Source organism: Priestia sp. YIM B13551, assembly GCF_042787905.1.
GTDB lineage: Bacteria > Bacillota > Bacilli > Bacillales > Bacillaceae_H > Priestia.
Genome location: NZ_JBHZOX010000007.1, coordinates 1 through 18,976, shown reverse-complemented (window position 1 = coordinate 18,976; position 18,976 = coordinate 1). Strand labels below are relative to the sequence as shown.

Below are 18,976 nucleotides of genomic sequence, written 5' to 3'. Positions count from 1 at the left end.
TATTTTTCACTGTGCAATATTCTTTTTTACTGCTTTTACAGTTTTTAACGCTTCCGCTAAATTTGTATAAATAACATTTCCTACAATAACCGTATCGGCTAGCTCTCCCATCTCACTCGCTTGCTCTTTTGTCTCAATACCTCCGCCGTAAAATAACTTCGTCTCATTTAGCGAATTTTTAACTTCTGCCACTAATTCAGGATCTCCATACGTTCCGCTGTATTCTAGATAGAAAATGGGCAAATGAAACATGCGTTCAGCCATACGAGCATACGCTACAACGTCTTCTGTGTTCAAATCTGTTTTCGCTTCCGTTAGCGCAGCTACTTTTGCTTCGGGGTTAAGTACGCAGTATCCTTCTACAAAAATTTCATCCCAGTCCATGATCTCTCCGTATTCCTTCATCGCCCCGTGATGTAAATCAACAATCCACTTTGGATCCTTGCTGTTTAAAACGGTCGGAATAAAATAAGAATCAAACCCAGGTGTGACAGAGTCAATTGTTGATACTTCAAGCGCACACGGCACCGTATAGCGGCGAATCCGCATTAACAGCTGCAGTACATTGTCTAGAGTCACTCCGTCAGATCCTCCGACAAGAACCGCATCCGTGCCGGATTCGCAAATTTTTTCTAAATCTGCATCTGAAATCTCTTTATTAGGATCTAATTTAAAGACATGTCTCCACTCTTTAATATCATACATATATGTTCCTCCATTTCTTTACACTTAAAAGTTCGCGCTCGTCCATTTGTTCATTATAACAAAACTAAGAGGGTGAAATGAAAGGAAAACCGAACTTTTCATTACGTTTTTTGTTTTCAAAAAATATGTATAAAAGATATGGTTTTATCCTCAAATTCCGGAAGAAAACATCACAAAAAAAGCCCATTTTGCACAAGGTTATTGTTTCTCTGCATAGGATATGCTAATATATAGCTACTAAAATTCATATGATATACGCTGAAGGATCAATAGTACTTAAATCCTCTTCACAAAGCGAACTAGGGACAGTGGGAGCCTAGAGAATGGTTTAAGGAAAAGGCAATCTGGAGTATATACAGACGAAGGTGGATACATTTTGTATCAACCAGGGTGGAACCGCGGGAAAAACTCTCGTCCCTGGGCATATTGTTGATATGCCCAGGGACGAGAGTTTTTTTGTACCCGCTCTTTTTGTTTCGCTTGAATCACTACCATTTACAGGAGGAATTAGAATGTCAAAAACAATGGATCAAATCGTATCTCACGCTAAACACCGCGGCTTTGTATTTCAAGGATCTGAAATTTACGGCGGTCTTGCAAATACATGGGATTACGGCCCGCTTGGCGTAGAATTAAAAAACAATATTAAAAAAGCATGGTGGAAAAAATTCATTCAAGAATCTCCATACAACGTTGGTTTAGACGCTGCGATTTTGATGAACCCAAAAACATGGGAAGCTTCTGGTCACTTAGGAAACTTTAATGACCCAATGATCGACTGTAAGGATTGTAAAGCTCGTCATCGTGCCGATAAATTAATTGAAGAAAAACTTCAAGAAAAAGGCATTGAAATGATCGTAGACGGCCTTTCATTTGATGCAATGGCTGACTTAATTAAAGAACATGAAATTACATGTCCTGAGTGTGGTTCAGCTAACTTCACTGAAATTCGTCAATTTAACTTAATGTTCAAAACGCACCAAGGTGTAACTGAAACATCAACAAATGAAATTTACCTTCGTCCTGAAACAGCTCAAGGTATTTTCGTAAACTTTAAAAACGTTCAGCGCTCAATGCGTAAAAAGCTTCCGTTCGGTATCGGCCAAGTGGGTAAAAGCTTCCGTAACGAAATTACACCTGGTAACTTCACATTCCGTACGCGTGAATTTGAACAAATGGAACTTGAATTCTTCTGTAAACCAGGCACTGAATTAGAGTGGTTTAACTACTGGAAAGAAACATGTAACAAATGGCTTCTTTCTCTTGGTATGAAAGAAGAAAACGTTCGTCTTCGCGACCATGATGATGATGAACTTTCTCACTACAGTAATGCAACAACGGACTTTGAATACAAGTTCCCATTCGGCTGGGGCGAACTATGGGGCGTAGCTTCTCGTACAGACTATGACTTAAAGCAGCATATGGAACACTCTGGAGAAGACTTCCAATATGTTGATCAAGAAACAAACGAACGCTATGTACCTTACTGCATCGAGCCTTCTTTAGGCGCTGACCGTGTAACATTAGCTTATATGATTGATGCATATGAAGAAGAAACGTTAGAAGATGGCTCTTCTCGTACAGTTATGCAGCTTCACCCTGCTTTAGCACCATTTAAAGCTGCTGTATTGCCACTTTCTAAAAAGCTTTCTAACGAAGCTCGCGCTGTCTTTGAAGATTTAGCAAAATACTTTATGATTGACTATGATGATGCTGGTTCAATCGGGAAACGTTACCGTCGCCATGATGAAATCGGTACGCCGTTCTGTATTACATTCGACTTCGATTCATTAGAAGACAATCAAGTAACAATCCGTAACCGCGACACAATGGAACAAAAACGTGTAGCAATTAGCGACCTTAAAAATATCATTGAAGAAGCAACTCAATTTTAATTAAAAAATAAGCGTATGGCTGCTTCAGCCATACGCTTTACTTTTGATTTGAATCTTCTTGAAGGCGTTCTAACACCATTTGATACGCATCGCTTCCATAATTCAAGCAGCGTTTAACACGGGAAATAGTTGCTGTGCTTGCTCCAGTTTCCGTCTCAATTTTATGGTACGTGTTGCCTTCTCTTAGCATTCTTGCCACTTCTAAGCGCTGTGCTAATGATTGAATTTCATTAACTGTACATAGGTCATCAAAAAATTGATAGCATTCTTCAATGTTTTCTAATGATAAAATCGCTTGAAATAGCTGATCTAATTCTTTTCCTCGTAGTTTGTTGATTTGCATCGTATCGAACTCCTTTATCATTGGCTTTCTTTACTGGTTGTTTCTATCTATAAAATACAGTTTCTATATTTATTTGCACATACATTCATTCTGTATGAAGACAGCCAATTTCATACAAATTTCAAATTCCTTTGATACTTTTATATTTTAACGCATTATAGACGGAAAAAGTACTTTTTTATTCATAACATCATAAATTCCTACTGGCGTGATACGAATATAAGGCAAATGTGTAGACGAAAAGAACAGCAGTGAATAGACAGGATCATCGTGTTTGTATCCTCGCTCACCCAGCACTTTCTTGAGTTCTACCTCTCGTTTACTTAACTCCTCCATCGGCAGATTCGACATGACTCCTTTTAACGGAAGATCCAGTTCGTATACTACTTTCTCATCTTCGGTAATGACAATACCGCCTCCAATTTCTTTCATACGTTTAAATGCACACATCATATCTTTTTTCGATTTTCCAATTAAAATAAAATCACCTGTATTTGAAAATGAACTCGCCAGTCCCGATACATTTGTCGCAAATCCTTTTAACAGCGTATTGATCCGCCACTTGCCTTCTCGGTCCACCAGCACTAAAAAACTTTCATCATGATCAGAGGCTAATACATCTCCGCTCACATTCAAGTGAATTGAATACGGCTCCATAATAACAGCATTTTTCATTTTTACGCCTACTGGCATGGAAAATTGAAAATCGTCCATCGTTAAATCAAAGTCCAACTCTAGCGGTGAAAAACCAAACTTTCCCCAAGGAAATTCTACTGAGGCTAATGCTTGTTCTTTGCCTTCTTTTTTCATCCACTTTCCTTTTGCTAGTACAGAGACCGGAGTAGGCCGCATAGGATCTTCTAAAATATTAATATTAGCCACACAGCCTGTTGCTACATGCCCGTGCAAATGTTCCATGTTATAATAGCGAGCAATATTTACAGAAACCATATTATAAGCATCTAACACGGGAACCCCTTCTGAAATAGCTAATGTAATTAACATATCTGACACGCCATTTTGGTAAAAAGAAGGCGGAGAACCGTCTGTATTCATCGTAATATGGTCAAAATAATCTACCTGCAGCTCTTTTAACTCCTGTAGCAATTTTGGCAAATCTGGCCGAATTGAAGAGTGGCGCAAAGCAACGTCATAGCCTTGCGTTAACCGAGCAACAACATCTTCCCCTGTCATAGACTCATGATCGCTGTCTGCCCCTAGTAATTTCATTTTTGCCAAGGTAAATGCTGATGCCCCCGGGAAATGTCCTTCAATATGCTTTCTCATCCTTTTTGTCTCTTGAACCCAGTGAAGCATTAAATCATCCCCGTCTAAAAGCTTCGGCCAACTTGTCAGTTCGCCTCCTTGTAAGACAGCTTCATTTTGTAGCCAAGAAGTAATGTTCGTATGTGAGAAGATGTCAGCCTCTTCATCAATTTCCGTCTGCGAATCAAATCTGCACCACCAGTACAGCGATTGTGGTAACGTTTTCATTTCTTCAATCAATGAAAATGCCGTTTTTTGTTCAAGCTGTAAAGCGAGAATTAAATTATCATTAAATAAAGTCGTTGTTCCGTGCTTGGCTGCATATTGGGAAAAAGTCTGGGGATTATATAACTGAAACGGGTGAACATGCGGCTCAATATATCCAGGAACCACATATTTCTCACTGCAGTCTATAATCTCTGTAGAAGCGTCTGTGTGCTTAGGCATCTCTGAGCCAACGTATACAATACGATCTTGGTAAACCCAAATATGTGCTTTTTTCCACTGCTTCATTCGAGCGTTCAAATATGTTGCATCTTTTAAGACAATAGTTGGTGCTTTTTGACCGTTTAATACTAAGAGCTGCTGTCTAATATGTTTGCTTTTCCAGCGGTATCTTTGTTCCGGCATGCTAAATTCCCCCTAATTTACTATGTATTTTTATCGTAACACATCCTTGATGTAAACGCATTCAGAAACTGTTATTAATTTTATGAATAAAGGTGATAAAACATGAAACCAAATATCGGCATTGTTAACGCATTAATTCGACTTACACTGGGCTTTACCCTTCTTTCTTGGACAACATCTCGTTTATCTCGCAGACCGTACAAAGATTCATACATCTTCCTAGGGTTAATGGGAGCTTTAAAAGCGGCAGAAGGCATCACACGTTTTTGCCCCCTTACGTACGCTTATGATTCATGTCAAAAACACGATGAACATGAACACCATCCAAATGGAAATGAAGAAACGTATAATCCTTCGTAAGGTAAAAAGGAGAGCCTAAGCTCTCCTTTTTTATTTTAAAGCTGCTTTTGTTAATGCACGATGGCCGATGTCTTTGCGGTAGAAAAAGCCTTTTTCTAAATCGATATGAGCCATTTGTTTGTATACTTCTTGCTGCGCTTCTTGAAGAGTTGCTCCTTTAGCACCTACTAATAGAACACGGCCGCCGTTTGAAACGTATGTGTCGTTTTCTAAAGCTGTACCAGCGTGGAAAACAAGCGCGTCTTCACTAATCGCATCCAATCCGTTAATTGGCGCACCCTTTTGATAATCTTCTGGGTAGCCTGCTGCTGCTAATACGATTCCGATAGCCGCTTCATCATCCCATTCAATTTCTACTTTTTCTTCTTTCAAAATGCGAAGAAGCACATCGACTAAATCGCTTTTCATACGCGGCAGTACAACCTGTGTTTCAGGATCTCCAAAACGCGCATTAAATTCAATAACTTTTGGTCCTTTTTGTGTTTGAATCAGACCAGCATATAGAATTCCTGTATACTCACAGCCTTCTTCAGCTAATCCTTTAGCCATTGGAAGTAAGATGTTTTCTACAGCCTCTTGTACTTCTGCATCACTGATTTGCGGAACAGGAGAGTAAGCTCCCATGCCTCCTGTATTCGGACCTTGATCGCCGTCAAAAGCACGCTTATGATCTTGTGCAATTACCATTGGATATACATTTGTACCGCGTACAAATGCCATTAATGAAAATTCTTCACCATCCAAAAATTCTTCTACAACTACTTTTGCACTTGCTTCTTTAAATTTTTGGTCAACTAGAAAATCACGTAATGTATCTACAGCTTCTTCCACTGTTAAAGCAACAGTTACACCTTTACCAGCCGCTAAGCCGTCTGCTTTAATAACAATTGGAGCGCCTTGCTTTTCCACATATGCTTTTGCTTCCTCGTAAGACGTAAATGTTTCATACGCTGCGGTTGGAATATCATACTTTTTCATGAGCTCTTTTGCAAAGCTTTTGCTTCCTTCAATCATCGCTGCTTGTTTGCGCGGTCCAAAGACTGGAAGACCTTCTTGTTCAAATCGATCAACAATGCCTTCAATTAGCGGATTTTCTGGTCCAACAATTGTTAATCCAATCTTGTTTTCTTTTGCAAATAGCACAAGCTCTTCTTGGCTGCTTTCATCGATTGGTACAATCGTTGCCACATCTCTCATGCCCGGATTTCCTGGTGCTACAAACACTTCGTTAACAAGTGGACTTTTTGAAGCTTTCCATGCAATTGTATGCTCTCTTCCGCCTTTTCCAATAACTAAAACATTCACGTTCTTCACCTCATTAATGTTTAAAATGTCTTACGCCTGTAAATACCATTGCAATGCCGTATTCATCTGCTTTTGCAATTGACTCTTCATCACGAATTGATCCGCCTGGCTGAATAATAGCTGTGATTCCTGCTTTAGCTGCTGCTTCTACTGTATCACCCATTGGGAAGAACGCATCTGAACCTAAAGCTGAACCTTGTGCTTTTTCACCAGCTTGTTCAATCGCAATTTTTGCAGCGCCTACGCGATTCATTTGACCAGCCCCTACGCCGATTGTCATGTCATCTTTTGCAAGTACAATAGCATTAGACTTAACATTTTTAACAACTTTCCATGCTAATTTTAAATCTGCCCACTCTTTTTCTGTTGGCTCGCGTTTCGTTGGAACAGTAATCGTTGCATCATCAAATCCGAACACATCTTCATCCTGAACAAGCACGCCGCCTTTTACAGATGTTAAGAAAGCTTCTTTTTCTGCTTTTTCATCAAGCTCTATCGTTAGTAAACGAAGGTTTTTCTTAGCTGTTAATACATCTAATGCTTCTTGATCGAACGCAGGAGCAATGATGATTTCTAAGAAAATTTCTTTTAACTGAATAGCCGTTTCACGGTCGATAGGACGGTTAGCTGCTACGATACCGCCAAAGATAGATGTAGGATCCGCTTCGTATGCTTTTTGATAAGCTTGAGCAATTGTTTCACCCACACCTACACCGCAAGGATTCATATGTTTGATCGCTACGATAGCCGGCTCTTTGAATTCTTTTACGATTTGAAGAGCTGCATTTGCATCGTTGATATTATTGTATGATAACTCTTTTCCATGCAGCTGCGTAGCTGTTGCAATAGAACCTTTTTGTGTTAACGGCTTTTTATAGAAAGAAGCTTGTTGGTGAGGATTTTCTCCGTATCGTAAGCCTTGAACACGCTCATACGTTACTGTTAATTTCTCAGGAGTTGTTTCACCTGTAATGTTTGTTAAGTATTCAGCGATTAATGCATCATAAGCTGCCGTATGACGGAATACTTTTGCTGCTAATCGTTGATTGGTTTCAAATGAAACATTGCCATCAGCTTTTAACTCTTCTACTACGGTTGCGTAATCGCTTGGATCTACTACAACTGAGACAGAACGATAGTTTTTCGCAGCTGAACGAAGCATTGTAGGTCCACCGATGTCAATATTCTCAATCGCTTCAGCAAGCGTTACATCCTCTTTTTCAATTGTCTTTTTAAATGGATATAAGTTTACAACTACAAAGTCGATTGGCGAGATATTATGCTCTTTCATTTGTGCTTGATGCTCTTCATTATCGCGTAACGCTAATAAAGCACCGTGAACGTTAGGATGCAATGTTTTTAAACGGCCGTCTAAAATTTCTGGGAAATCAGTTACTTCAGAAATTCCGATAACGTCAATACCGTTTTCTTCTAGAGTACGCTTTGTACCGCCAGTTGAAATAATTTCTACTCCTAAGTCCTTTAATTCTTGTGCAAATGAAACAATACCTTCTTTATCAGATACGCTAATAAGTGCGCGTTTTGCTGTCATTTTGTAAACTCCTCCTGATCCGATCTCTCATTTAAAATCTTTCTTTCACTACTACTCTACCATAGTAAAGGATTAAAACTTTTTTGACAAGGTTACATCCTATTTATTTAACTGCGGCTTGTTCAAATAATTCATTTAGTACCGCGGGGTAAAATTGATGTTCAATTTCATGAATATGGGCCTCAACTGTTTCTCTTGTATCGCCTTTTTCAATGCGAATAGCCTGCTGATCAATAATTGGTCCTGTATCCATTCCTTCATCTACAAAATGCACGGTAATTCCAATCACTTTTACTCCTGCATCAAAAGCCTGACCAATAGCATCAATCCCAGGAAATGCAGGTAAAAGCGACGGATGAATATTAACAATACGATTTTTGTATGGCTTAAGCAACGTCGAACCAACTAATCGCATATATCCTGCTAAAACAAGAAATTCTACTTTAGCTGATGTAAGCTCTGCAAGAATTGCTTCCTCGTACGCTTCTTTATTTTCATAGTTTTTAGGCGAACAAACAAAGCATGGTATTCCACATGCTTTTGCTCGTTCAATTACGTATGCATCCGGTTTATTACAAACAACAAGCGCAATATTTGCTTTTAATCGACCTGACTGAGTTGCTTCGTAGATGGATTGAAAGTTACTGCCGTTTCCAGAAGCAAACACTGCAATATTTATCATGCAAACGTCCCTCCAGCAAATTCAACACCTGTTCCTTCTTTTACACGTCCGATAACAAATGCTTTTTCGCCTTCGTTTTCAATTGCTTCAATGACTTTATTCATATCTTCAGGTTCAACAGCCAAAACAAATCCGATTCCCATGTTGAATACTTCAAACATTTCTTTACGGTCCAGCTTGCCTTGCTCTTCAAGGAAATCAAACACGTATGGAATTGGCCAAGAACCGTAATCGATTTCTACACCTAAACCTTCAGGAAGCATACGAGGGATATTTTCAACAAATCCGCCTCCAGTAATATGAGCCATACCTGCAATCTTAGCTGCATGTAATGCTTTTAGGACCGGCTTCACGTATATTTTTGTTGGTGTTAATAACTCAACTCCAAGCTTTTCATTAAAACCAGAGTAAGTTTCGTGAAGATTTAATCCTTGATCATCAACAATTTTACGTACAAGAGAGTAGCCGTTGCTGTGAATACCGCTAGATGAAATACCGATCAACAGCTGACCAGCTTCAATCTCATCTCCAGTAATAATTTCTGACTTTTCTACTGCTCCTACTGTAAACCCAGCAAGATCATATTCATCTTCTTCGTACAAACCTGGCATTTCAGCTGTTTCTCCGCCAATTAACGCACAGTTGGATTGTTCACAGCCGTCTGCAATTCCTTTTACAATCGATTCAATTTTTTCAGGAACTGCTTTCCCGCAAGCAATATAATCTAAGAAGTAAAGAGGCTCTGCTCCTTGTGCTAACACGTCGTTTACACACATGGCAACTGCATCCACACCAATTGTGTCATGCTTATCCATTTGAAAAGCAAGCTTCAATTTTGTTCCTACTCCATCTGTACCAGAAACAAGAACAGGTTCTTTTAAATTCAATGTAGATAAATCGAACATTCCGCCAAAGCCGCCGACTGTTCCCATAATACCTGCACGAGCAGTTCGTTCTACGTGCTTTTTAATACGTGAAACAGCTTCATATCCTGCTTCTAAGTCAACTCCAGCTTGTTTATATGAATATGACATGTTGTCACTCCTTTTTTACGTTAAAACTAACAAGTTACCTTTTCATGAGGGTGTACAGTATCTGGATAAATTTCAGTTGGATACTTTCCAGTGAAACATGCCATACACTGTCCGCCGTTGCCTTCATACTGTCTGCCGATTGCATCTACTAATCCTTCGTTGCTTAAGAAAACAAGTGAATCAGCTTCAATTAATTCACGAATTTCTTCAACAGAGCGCGTAGCAGCAATTAGCTCAGAAGATGACGACGTGTCAATTCCATAAAAACATGGATTTTTAATAGGTGGTGAACTGATGCGTACATGTACTTCAGTTGCTCCTGCTTCTCGAAGCATACGAACAATGCGACGGCTTGTTGTGCCGCGAACGATAGAATCATCTACCATAACAACACGTTTACCCTCTACAATTTTACGTACTGGAGACAGCTTCATTTTTACACCTTGTTCACGCAGTTCCTGTGAAGGCTGAATGAATGTACGGCCTACGTATCGATTCTTAATTAAACCTAATTCGTATGGGATACCTGACTGTTCTGCAAAACCGATCGCTGCTGAAATACTTGAATCTGGAACGCCTGTTACAACGTCTGCTTCAATTGGTGACTCAACTGCAAGTTGTTTCCCCAAATTTTTACGTGCAGAGTGGACATTGATTCCATCAATATTACTATCTGGTCTTGAGAAATAAATATATTCCATACTGCAAATTGCGCGGTTTACGTTTAATGTGAAACGTTCTGATTGAATACCTTCATCGTTAATAATGAGTAATTCACCCGGCTCTACATCACGCTCATGAACTGCTCCAACAATATCAAATGCACATGTTTCAGAAGCTACTACATAAGCATCACCTAATCGTCCAATTGATAGCGGACGCAATCCGTGAGGGTCAAGTGCAACCATCATCGTATCTTCTGTTAAGATAACGAATGCGTATGCGCCTTTAACCATTGATAAAGCATTTTTTACTTTATCTTTCATATCTTCATAGCCGCTTCGTTTAATTAAGTGAGCCAGTACTTCTGTATCCGATGTTGATTGAAAAATACTCCCTTGGTTTTCCAGCTGATGCTTTAATGCATTTGCATTAACCAAGTTTCCATTATGAGCTAACGCAAGGCTTCCGCTATGAGAGCGGAAGTGAAGGGGTTGAACATTTTCAAACCCTCCGCCTCCAGCTGTTGCATAACGAACGTGTCCAATTGCTGCTTTACCGTTTAGTTGCTCTAACTCTCCGTGGCCAAATACTTCGTTAACAAGACCGACGCCTTTCATTACTGTCACTTTTTCTCCGTCTGTTACAGCAATACCAGCGCCTTCTTGTCCGCGGTGCTGCAAGCTATGCAAACCGTAATAAGCAATCTGGCTTGCATTTTCATGTCCCCATACACCGAATACGCCACATTCTTCGTTTAAGCCTTTGATTTCAGCAAGCATGGAAGCGCTCCTTTCCAAGCAGTAGTTAATTCTTCAACTGATAATTGAACAAGAACATTTTCTTGATGTTTAACAGTTAATGTTGCGTCTTCTGTTACGCGTCCTACTAATGTTACATCTTGTACAAGCATTTCGAATTTTTCTTTATTCTCTGGAGCAACCGTTACGATAAAACGTGATTGTGTTTCACTGAATAGCTCTGCTGTTGCTTCGCCGTCTACCGTTACGTCCACACCTAATCCGCTGCCGTTCATCACTTTTTCAGCTAGGGCTACCGCGAATCCTCCTTCTGCAATATCGTGAGCAGATTGAACTGCACCTTCACGAATTGCTTGAAGAAGCTGATCTTGACGTGTTTTTTCAACTGCTAAATCTAATTTAGGTGAATGCCCAAATACCGTACCGTTTTCTAGTACTTTTTGAAGCTCAGTACCTGCGAATTCTGCTTCAGCTTTACCAATAACATAGATTAAGTCATCTTTTTGCTTCGCATATTGAGTTGTAATATGGTTGATATCGTCGATCAAACCAACCATTCCGATAACAGGAGTTGGGTAAATTGCTTCACCTTTTGTTTCATTGTAAAGAGATACGTTACCGCCGATAACCGGAGTCGATAGCTCACGGCAAGCGTCGCTCATACCGTCTGTTGCTTTTTCAATTTGCCAGAAGATTTCTGGTTTTTCAGGGTTACCGAAGTTTAAGCAGTCTGTAATTGCAAGAGGCTGTGCACCTGAACATACAAGGTTACGAGCAGCTTCTGCTACTGCAATACGGCCGCCTACTTCTGGGTCTAGGTATAAATAGCGAGAGTTACAGTCTGTTGTCATCGCTAATGCTTTATTTGTATCACGTACACGAACAACCGCCGCGTCAGATCCAGGAGATACAACTGTGTTTGTACGTACTTGATAGTCATATTGGTTGTAAACCCACTCTTTGTTTGCAATAGTAGGCTGTTTTAAAAGTGTTACTAACATATCACTGTGATTTTCAACAGTAGGAGCATATGCTGATTGCTCTTGGAACTCACGATAGTATGCTGGTTCTTGAGATGGCTTGTGGTACACCGGTGCATCTTCTGCTAATGCATCTACAGGAACATCTGCGACTACTTCTCCGTTATGAGTTAAACGAAGGCGCTTATCGTCGGTTACGTGACCGACTGAAACAGCTTCTAATCCGTATTTTTCTACGATTTCTACGATTTCATTTTCACGGCCTTTTTCAACAACGATGAGCATGCGCTCTTGAGATTCTGAAAGCATCATTTCATATGGTGTCATACCTGTTTCACGCTGAGGTACAAGATCAAGGTTCATTTCAATACCAGAACCTGCTTTACTTGCCATCTCTGCTGAAGAACTTGTTAAGCCCGCAGCACCCATATCTTGAATACCGACTAAAGCGTCACACTTGATAAGTTCTAAGCAAGCTTCAAGAAGAAGTTTTTCCATAAATGGATCTCCTACTTGTACAGCAGGACGCTTTTCATCTGACTGATCAGATAGTTCTTCAGAAGCGAATGTTGCCCCGTGAATACCGTCGCGGCCCGTTTTTGCTCCTACGTACATAACCGTGTTGCCAACGCCTTTAGCTTGACCTTTTTGAATGTCTTCGTGATTAATTAAACCCACACACATAGCGTTAACAAGCGGATTTCCTTCATATGAAGCTTCAAACTGAATTTCTCCGCCTACTGTTGGGATTCCTACACAGTTACCGTAACCTGCGATTCCCGCTACTACTTCCTCAAACAAATGACGAACCTTTGGAGAAGTTAATTCACCAAAACGCAAAGAGTTTAAAAGTGCAATCGGTCTTGCTCCCATTGAAAAGACGTCACGAATGATACCACCTACACCAGTTGCTGCTCCTTGATAAGGTTCAATCGCTGATGGATGGTTATGACTTTCGATTTTAAATACAACGGCTTGGTTGTCACCAATATCAACGATACCAGCTCCTTCACCAGGACCTTGTAATACTTTTTCACCCGTGATAGGGAATTTTTTCAGTACAGGCTTAGAGTTTTTATAACTGCAGTGCTCTGACCACATAACAGAGAATAAGCCTGTTTCTGTATAATTAGGAGTACGACCAAGCAGTTGCTCTACATTCGCAAACTCTTCGTCTGTTAATCCCATGTCTCGATATAACTTTTGTTCTTTAATTTGCTCTACATTTGGTTCAAGAAGTAACGACATTTTGTTCCCTCCACTGCTTTACGATTGATTGAAATAATTTAAGTCCGTCCGCGCTTCCTAAAAGATCGCTTACCGCTCTTTCTGGGTGAGGCATCATTCCTAATACGTTGCCTGTTTCGTTCGTAATCCCTGCAATATCTTGAAGACTTCCGTTTGGATTATCACCTGCGTATTGGAAAAGAATCTGGTTGTTTTCAATCAATTTTTGTAACGTGTGTTCATCACAATAGTAGTTGCCTTCACCGTGTGCCACTGGAATAGCAATTACTTCATCTTTGCCATAAGCATTTGTAAACATTGTTTCGTTATTAGCTACTTTCAAATTCACTGTTTTACAGATGAATTTTAAGTTTTCATTACGGCGCATAGCACCTGGCAGTAATCCTGCTTCTAATAAAATTTGGAATCCATTACATACACCTAGTACTGGCTTTCCTTGGCTTGCTGCTTTTTTTACAGCGTCCATTACATTTGAGAAGCGAGCGATAGCACCTGAACGAAGGTAATCTCCATATGAGAAACCACCCGGAAGCAAGATACCATCATATTGATCTAATGATTCTGTATCGTGCCAAACGTAATCTACTTCTTCACCAAGCTCATCTTTGATAGCATGATACATATCGACGTCACAGTTTGATCCTGGAAAAACAATTACAGCAAATTTCACTGTACGACAACCTCCTCAACCTCGTAACGGTAATCTTCAATTACTGTATTAACTAAAAGCTTTTCACACATTTCTTTTACGCGTTCATCTAATGAATCTGTGCTGTCGATTGTTAGCTCTAAAAATTTACCGATGCGTACTTCTTCTACTTCTTCATAAGACATACGGTGCAATGAATTTTTAACGGCTACTCCTTGAGGGTCTAATACACTTTCTCTTAATGTGACAAATACTTTTACTTTATACATGGTTGGGTTATCCTCCGATTCGCTGTAAGATTTTTTCGTATGCTTCTGTTAAACCGCCTAAATCTCTGCGGAATACATCTTTATCTAATTTTTCGTTCGTATGAACATCCCAGAAGCGGCAAGTGTCAGGTGAAATTTCATCCGCTAAAATAATGTCGCCTTGAGAAGTACGGCCGAATTCTAATTTAAAATCCACTAAGAAAATATCTTTATCTTTGAAAAATTTCGATAATATTTCGTTGATTTGAAGTGCTTGTGCCTTTAAACTATCAATCTCTTCTTGAGTTGCAGCTTTAAGGAAAATCGCATGTTCTGCAAGAATTAATGGATCACCAAGCGCATCATCTTTGTAGTAAAGTTCAACGATTGGCTGTTCAAAACGAATACCTTCTTCTACGCCAATTCGCTTCGCAAGGCTTCCTGCTGTAGCATTTCGTACAACAACTTCAAGCGGGACAATTTCTACTTTCTTAACCGCTTGTTCATGATCTGAAAGCTGCTTCACAAAGTGAGTTGTAATCCCTTGCTCATGTAACATTGAAAATAGTAAACTACTAATTTGATTGTTCAACTGTGCTTTTCCGCTAATCTCCGCTTTTTTCTGACCGTTGAATGCTGTAGCTTCATTTTTATAAGCAACCCACAATACATCTTGCTCATCAGTAGCGTAAATCTTTTTCGCTTTTCCTTCATAAAGTAACTCTTGCTTTTCCATGCTGTCACCTCTACATACAGAATATTCAGATACACTTTCTTAGATAAAGGCAAGGACGTGCCTTGCCTTTTTTATTAAAGACCTAAACGTTCAAAAATCATATCTACATTTTTTAAATGGTGCTTATGATCGAAACAATCTTCAATCTCTTCTGGTGATAAGTGGCGAGTAATGCGTTCTTCGCCTTCAATTAAAGAACGGAAAGGAACTTGCGTTTCCCATGCTTCCATTGCTTTTGGCTGTACTAAGTCGTATGCTTCTTCGCGTACCATGCCTTTATTGATTAGTGTTAACAGTACACGCTGTGAGTAAATTAATCCTAGTGTACGATCCATGTTGCGCTTCATGTTGTCAGGGAATACTGTTAAGTTTTTAACAATGTTTGCAAAACGATTTAACATGTAATTTAAAGCAATCGTTGCATCAGGTAAGATGACACGCTCTGCCGATGAATGAGAGATGTCACGCTCATGCCAAAGCGGTACATTATCATAAGCTGTAACCATATAGCCGCGAATTAAGCGAGCAAGTCCCGTTACGTTCTCAGAACCGATTGGATTACGTTTATGAGGCATTGCAGATGATCCTTTTTGACCTTTTGCAAAGTACTCTTCAACCTCACGTGTTTCACTCTTTTGAAGACCGCGAACTTCTACTGCAAATTTCTCAATAGATGTCGCAATTAACGCTAGTACTGACATATAGTGTGCATGACGGTCACGCTGTAATGTTTGCGTAGAGATTGGTGCTGGTGAAATTCCTAACTTCTCACATACGTATTTTTCAACGAAAGGATCGATATTAGCGAACGTTCCAACTGCTCCTGACATTTTACCGAATTCCACTTCAGCTGCTGCACGTTTTAAACGCTCTAGGTTACGCTTCATTTCTTCGTACCATAATCCCATTTTCAAACCAAATGTCGTTGGCTCAGCGTGTACACCGTGCGTACGTCCCATCATAACCGTATACTTATGTTCTTGAGCTTTTTCCTTTAGTACTTCTACAAAGCGCTCTACGTCACTTAGCAAGATTTCATTAGCTTGCTTTAATAAATAAGATAGAGCTGTATCAACTACGTCAGTTGAAGTCAAACCGTAGTGTACCCACTTGCGCTCTTCACCAAGCGTTTCAGATACTGCACGAGTGAAAGCTACTACGTCATGACGCGTTTCTAGTTCAATTTCATTGATGCGGTTAATATCAAAAGATGCATTTTGACGAATTAACTTCACATCTTCTTTCGGAATATGTCCTAATTCTGACCATGCTTCGCAAGCTAGAATTTCAACTTCTAACCAAGCTTTAAATTTATTTTCTTCTGTCCAAATAGCTGCCATTTCTGGTCTTGTATAACGTTCAATCATGTTGTTACTTCCTCCGTTCTTTCCCAAATTCCTAGAGATTCGGCTTTTTCTATCGCCTCATCTATCTTATCAGCTAATACCGTGATATGTCCCATTTTTCTCTTCTCTTTTGCAACTTTTTTTCCGTACAAATGCAAGTGCATATCATCTAAACATTCGATTTTTGCCATTGTGTTCTCAATATGTTCCCCTAATAGATTAACCATAACAGCAGGTTTTAATAAAGTCGGCTGTGCTAGGGTCCAGTTACAAATGGCTCTTACATGCTGCTGAAATTGAGAAAGATCACAAGCATTGATTGAATAATGACCTGAATTATGAGGTCTAGGTGCCATTTCATTTATATAAAGCTGACCTTCTTCAGTTAAGAACATCTCAACTGCTAATGTACCAACTAAATCTAATCCTTTTGCTATTTCTTGCGCATATTGAAGAGCTTTCGCTTCTTGATCTGCTGTAATACGTGCCGGAACAATCGTTTGGTGCAAAATATGATGCTTATGAATGTTCTCAGCTACTGGTAAACATACCGTTTCGCCTTTTGCATTGCGGTGTACAATAACTGATACTTCTTTATCTAAGTTCATCCACTGTTCTACAATGCATTCCGACTGTGCTAATAGCTCAGCTGCTTCACGAATATTATTCTCATTTTTCACTAGAACTTGCCCTTTACCGTCATATCCGCCTCGGCAAGTTTTTACGACACATGGATAACCAATTGTTTCGACAGCTTTTAAAAGTTCTTCTTCAGTCGTAACGATTGCGTAATCAGGAACGTCTAGATTAAGCTTTGTAATCATTTCTTTTTCTAAACGACGATTTTGTGTAACGGCTAGTAAATGACTGCCTTGTGGCACGTAGCATTTTGTTTCTAGCCATTTCATCATCTCAACATCAACGTTTTCAAATTCATAGGTGATGACATCTGACACTTCAGCAAGCTGTTCAACCGCTTTTCTATCATCATAGTTGCCAATGACTTTAATATCTGCTACTTGACCGCAAGGAGAATCTTCTGTTGGTTCAAGCACTGCAATGTAATAACCCATTTCTTTAGCAGATAGTGCAATCATTCTTCCTAGCTGTCCACCGCCTACGATTCCAATTGTTTTACCAGGAGGTATAAGTAAATTAGACAAGTTGATCACTACTTTCTAACACGGATGATTTAATAGACTCTCTACGATTTTCAAGTTGATCACTTAACGTGGGATCCTGTGTTGCTAAGATTTGTGCTGCTAGCAGGCCAGCGTTCGTAGAACCAGCTTTTCCAATAGCTACTGTAGCTACCGGTACGCCGCCTGGCATTTGAACAATCGATAAAAGTGAATCTAAACCGTTTAAGTTACTTGATTTAACCGGTACACCTATTACAGGTAAAATTGTTTTTGCAGCAATCATACCAGGTAAGTGAGCAGCGCCACCAGCGCCAGCAATAATAACTTTAATCCCTCGTTCTTTAGCAGTTTCAGCGTACTCAAACATATAATCCGGCGTTCGATGTGCTGATACAACTTTCTTTTCATATTCAATATTTAATTCATCTAAAATGTCACACGCATATTTCATAGTGCTCCAGTCTGACTGACTGCCCATTACAACAGCAACTTTTACATTCATGAATAAAAGCTCCTTTTTCACGTTATAAAAAAACCTAGGGTACGTTATGGCTCACTAAAGGAAAGCCACAACTACCCTAGGTTTCATGTATCAACATTCCTTTTGAAAAGGAATCTTGTTTACCTATTTAGTAATTGTACTCTCCTCATAGTCCAATGATTTACGGTCATCGGGTAGAAACTCGTGGGCCATATTCCCACTATTATATGAGGTTTCGGATATCTCAATTGACAACTTAATAATAACAGCCAAACCAGAAAAAAGTCAACCCAAAAATCGAATGTTTACTATTTTTATCATTAAAATGTTCGTATTTAGAGACTTTTGCCCTCGAAAACAATCTGTTGTCTTACTGGAACGTACTCTTTTTTACCATTTATTTCTTTTTCTTCAAAGATAGGCTTTTCCATACGTCGAACGGGCATATACCCGTCTTTTTTCATCCGATCTAAACAACTTGCGATTGTTTCATTTTCCTGTAATTCGTATAGTACTTTTTTTGATTTCTTACCCAAAATGCAGCCTCCAGTTCGAAAGAAGTTTCTTACAACGTCAAAAAGAACTTTTATAATAAAAAATTAAATGAATCCACTATAGTGTAACATAATTTAAAAGTTAAATTCACGCTGTAATTTTTAGAAACAAAAAAGACTAGTCATTGAATGACTAGTCTTTTTATTGGCCTGGCAACGTCCTACTCTCACAGGGACAAAGTCCCAACTACCATTGGCGCTAAAGAGCTTAACTTCCGTGTTCGGTATGGGAACGGGTGTGACCTCTTCGCTATCGCCACCAGACAAGAGATTGTTCTCTCAAAACTAGGTAACAGTTTGCTGAGTAAAGCTTACGCTTTTAAAAGTTTGGTTAAGTCCTCGATCGATTAGTATCAGTCAGCTACACATGTCGCCACGCTTCCACCTCTGACCTATCAA

18 protein-coding genes, 1 rRNA gene and 1 riboswitch are annotated in these 18,976 nt (G+C 39.5%); of the genes, 2 read left to right on the top strand and 17 right to left on the bottom strand.

Annotation, left to right across the window (positions count from 1 at the left end):
* Positions 1 to 6: 6 nt before the first annotated feature.
* A complete protein-coding gene (pcrB, locus tag ACFX4N_RS24900; RefSeq protein WP_192101032.1) occupies positions 7 to 705 on the bottom strand; it encodes a heptaprenylglyceryl phosphate synthase in 699 nt (232 codons plus the stop codon).
* A gap of 512 nt (positions 706 to 1,217) precedes the next feature.
* Here pcrB and ACFX4N_RS24895 point away from each other — a divergent pair.
* The gene (locus ACFX4N_RS24895) at positions 1,218 to 2,600 is read left to right on the top strand and encodes a glycine--tRNA ligase (protein WP_013055049.1); all 1,383 of its coding nucleotides are present in this window, start codon (positions 1,218 to 1,220) and stop codon (positions 2,598 to 2,600) included.
* Positions 2,601 to 2,637: 37 nt separating this feature from the next.
* On the opposite strand, the gene ACFX4N_RS24890 is transcribed toward ACFX4N_RS24895, so the two are convergent.
* Together ACFX4N_RS24890 and ACFX4N_RS24885 are read right to left on the bottom strand one after the other, a co-directional pair.
* Positions 2,638 to 2,943: a YerC/YecD family TrpR-related protein gene (locus ACFX4N_RS24890; RefSeq protein ID WP_013055048.1), complete on the bottom strand. Its 306-nt coding sequence runs from the start codon at positions 2,941 to 2,943 to the stop codon at positions 2,638 to 2,640.
* A 147-nt stretch (positions 2,944 to 3,090) separates the two neighbouring features.
* Positions 3,091 to 4,839, bottom strand: coding sequence for an adenine deaminase C-terminal domain-containing protein (locus ACFX4N_RS24885; RefSeq protein WP_013055047.1), 1,749 nt, complete (start codon positions 4,837 to 4,839; stop codon positions 3,091 to 3,093).
* 102 nt (positions 4,840 to 4,941) lie between these two features.
* Between ACFX4N_RS24885 and ACFX4N_RS24880 the strand changes: the two genes are divergently transcribed.
* Entirely contained in the window at positions 4,942 to 5,199 is a 258-nt protein-coding gene (locus ACFX4N_RS24880) for a YgaP family membrane protein (RefSeq protein WP_057275203.1), read from the top strand.
* A gap of 30 nt (positions 5,200 to 5,229) precedes the next feature.
* On the opposite strand, the gene purD is transcribed toward ACFX4N_RS24880, so the two are convergent.
* From purD to rrf, 14 genes are all read right to left on the bottom strand, one after another.
* Entirely contained in the window at positions 5,230 to 6,504 is a 1,275-nt protein-coding gene (gene purD / locus ACFX4N_RS24875; protein ID WP_013055045.1) for a phosphoribosylamine--glycine ligase, read from the bottom strand.
* A gap of 13 nt (positions 6,505 to 6,517) precedes the next feature.
* Positions 6,518 to 8,056, bottom strand: coding sequence for a bifunctional phosphoribosylaminoimidazolecarboxamide formyltransferase/IMP cyclohydrolase (purH, locus tag ACFX4N_RS24870; protein WP_013081443.1), 1,539 nt, complete (start codon positions 8,054 to 8,056; stop codon positions 6,518 to 6,520).
* A 103-nt stretch (positions 8,057 to 8,159) separates the two neighbouring features.
* Complete coding sequence (purN, locus tag ACFX4N_RS24865; protein ID WP_013055043.1) at positions 8,160 to 8,738, bottom strand: phosphoribosylglycinamide formyltransferase; 579 nt, start codon at positions 8,736 to 8,738, stop codon at positions 8,160 to 8,162.
* Positions 8,735 to 9,772, bottom strand: coding sequence for a phosphoribosylformylglycinamidine cyclo-ligase (gene purM / locus ACFX4N_RS24860; protein WP_013055042.1), 1,038 nt, complete (start codon positions 9,770 to 9,772; stop codon positions 8,735 to 8,737). Before purM ends, purN begins: the two co-directional genes overlap by 4 nt.
* A gap of 26 nt (positions 9,773 to 9,798) precedes the next feature.
* Complete coding sequence (gene purF / locus ACFX4N_RS24855; protein ID WP_013055041.1) at positions 9,799 to 11,214, bottom strand: amidophosphoribosyltransferase; 1,416 nt, start codon at positions 11,212 to 11,214, stop codon at positions 9,799 to 9,801.
* A complete protein-coding gene (gene purL, locus ACFX4N_RS24850; protein ID WP_328143162.1) occupies positions 11,190 to 13,421 on the bottom strand; it encodes a phosphoribosylformylglycinamidine synthase subunit PurL in 2,232 nt (743 codons plus the stop codon). Before purL ends, purF begins: the two co-directional genes overlap by 25 nt.
* Positions 13,405 to 14,091, bottom strand: a complete 687-nt coding sequence (gene purQ / locus ACFX4N_RS24845) for a phosphoribosylformylglycinamidine synthase subunit PurQ (RefSeq protein ID WP_013055039.1) — start codon at positions 14,089 to 14,091, stop codon at positions 13,405 to 13,407. Before purQ ends, purL begins: the two co-directional genes overlap by 17 nt.
* Positions 14,088 to 14,339 (bottom strand): phosphoribosylformylglycinamidine synthase subunit PurS, encoded by a 252-nt coding sequence (gene purS / locus ACFX4N_RS24840; protein ID WP_013055038.1) that lies wholly within the window; start codon positions 14,337 to 14,339, stop codon positions 14,088 to 14,090. The genes purQ and purS overlap by 4 nt, the downstream gene beginning before the upstream one ends.
* A gap of 7 nt (positions 14,340 to 14,346) precedes the next feature.
* Positions 14,347 to 15,054, bottom strand: coding sequence for a phosphoribosylaminoimidazolesuccinocarboxamide synthase (gene purC, locus ACFX4N_RS24835; protein ID WP_013055037.1), 708 nt, complete (start codon positions 15,052 to 15,054; stop codon positions 14,347 to 14,349).
* A 74-nt stretch (positions 15,055 to 15,128) separates the two neighbouring features.
* Positions 15,129 to 16,421, bottom strand: coding sequence for an adenylosuccinate lyase (gene purB / locus ACFX4N_RS24830; RefSeq protein ID WP_013055036.1), 1,293 nt, complete (start codon positions 16,419 to 16,421; stop codon positions 15,129 to 15,131).
* Positions 16,418 to 17,563 (bottom strand): 5-(carboxyamino)imidazole ribonucleotide synthase, encoded by a 1,146-nt coding sequence (purK, locus tag ACFX4N_RS24825; protein ID WP_013081438.1) that lies wholly within the window; start codon positions 17,561 to 17,563, stop codon positions 16,418 to 16,420. Before purK ends, purB begins: the two co-directional genes overlap by 4 nt.
* Complete coding sequence (gene purE / locus ACFX4N_RS24820) at positions 17,556 to 18,044, bottom strand: 5-(carboxyamino)imidazole ribonucleotide mutase (RefSeq protein WP_013055034.1); 489 nt, start codon at positions 18,042 to 18,044, stop codon at positions 17,556 to 17,558. The genes purK and purE overlap by 8 nt, the downstream gene beginning before the upstream one ends.
* A 128-nt stretch (positions 18,045 to 18,172) precedes the next feature.
* A riboswitch (purine riboswitch) is annotated at positions 18,173 to 18,274 on the bottom strand.
* Between the two features lie 84 nt (positions 18,275 to 18,358).
* Positions 18,359 to 18,559, bottom strand: a complete 201-nt coding sequence (locus ACFX4N_RS24815) for an NETI motif-containing protein (protein WP_057240125.1) — start codon at positions 18,557 to 18,559, stop codon at positions 18,359 to 18,361.
* 166 nt (positions 18,560 to 18,725) lie between these two features.
* Positions 18,726 to 18,841, bottom strand: a 5S ribosomal RNA gene (gene rrf, locus ACFX4N_RS24810).
* Positions 18,842 to 18,976 lie beyond the last annotated feature (135 nt).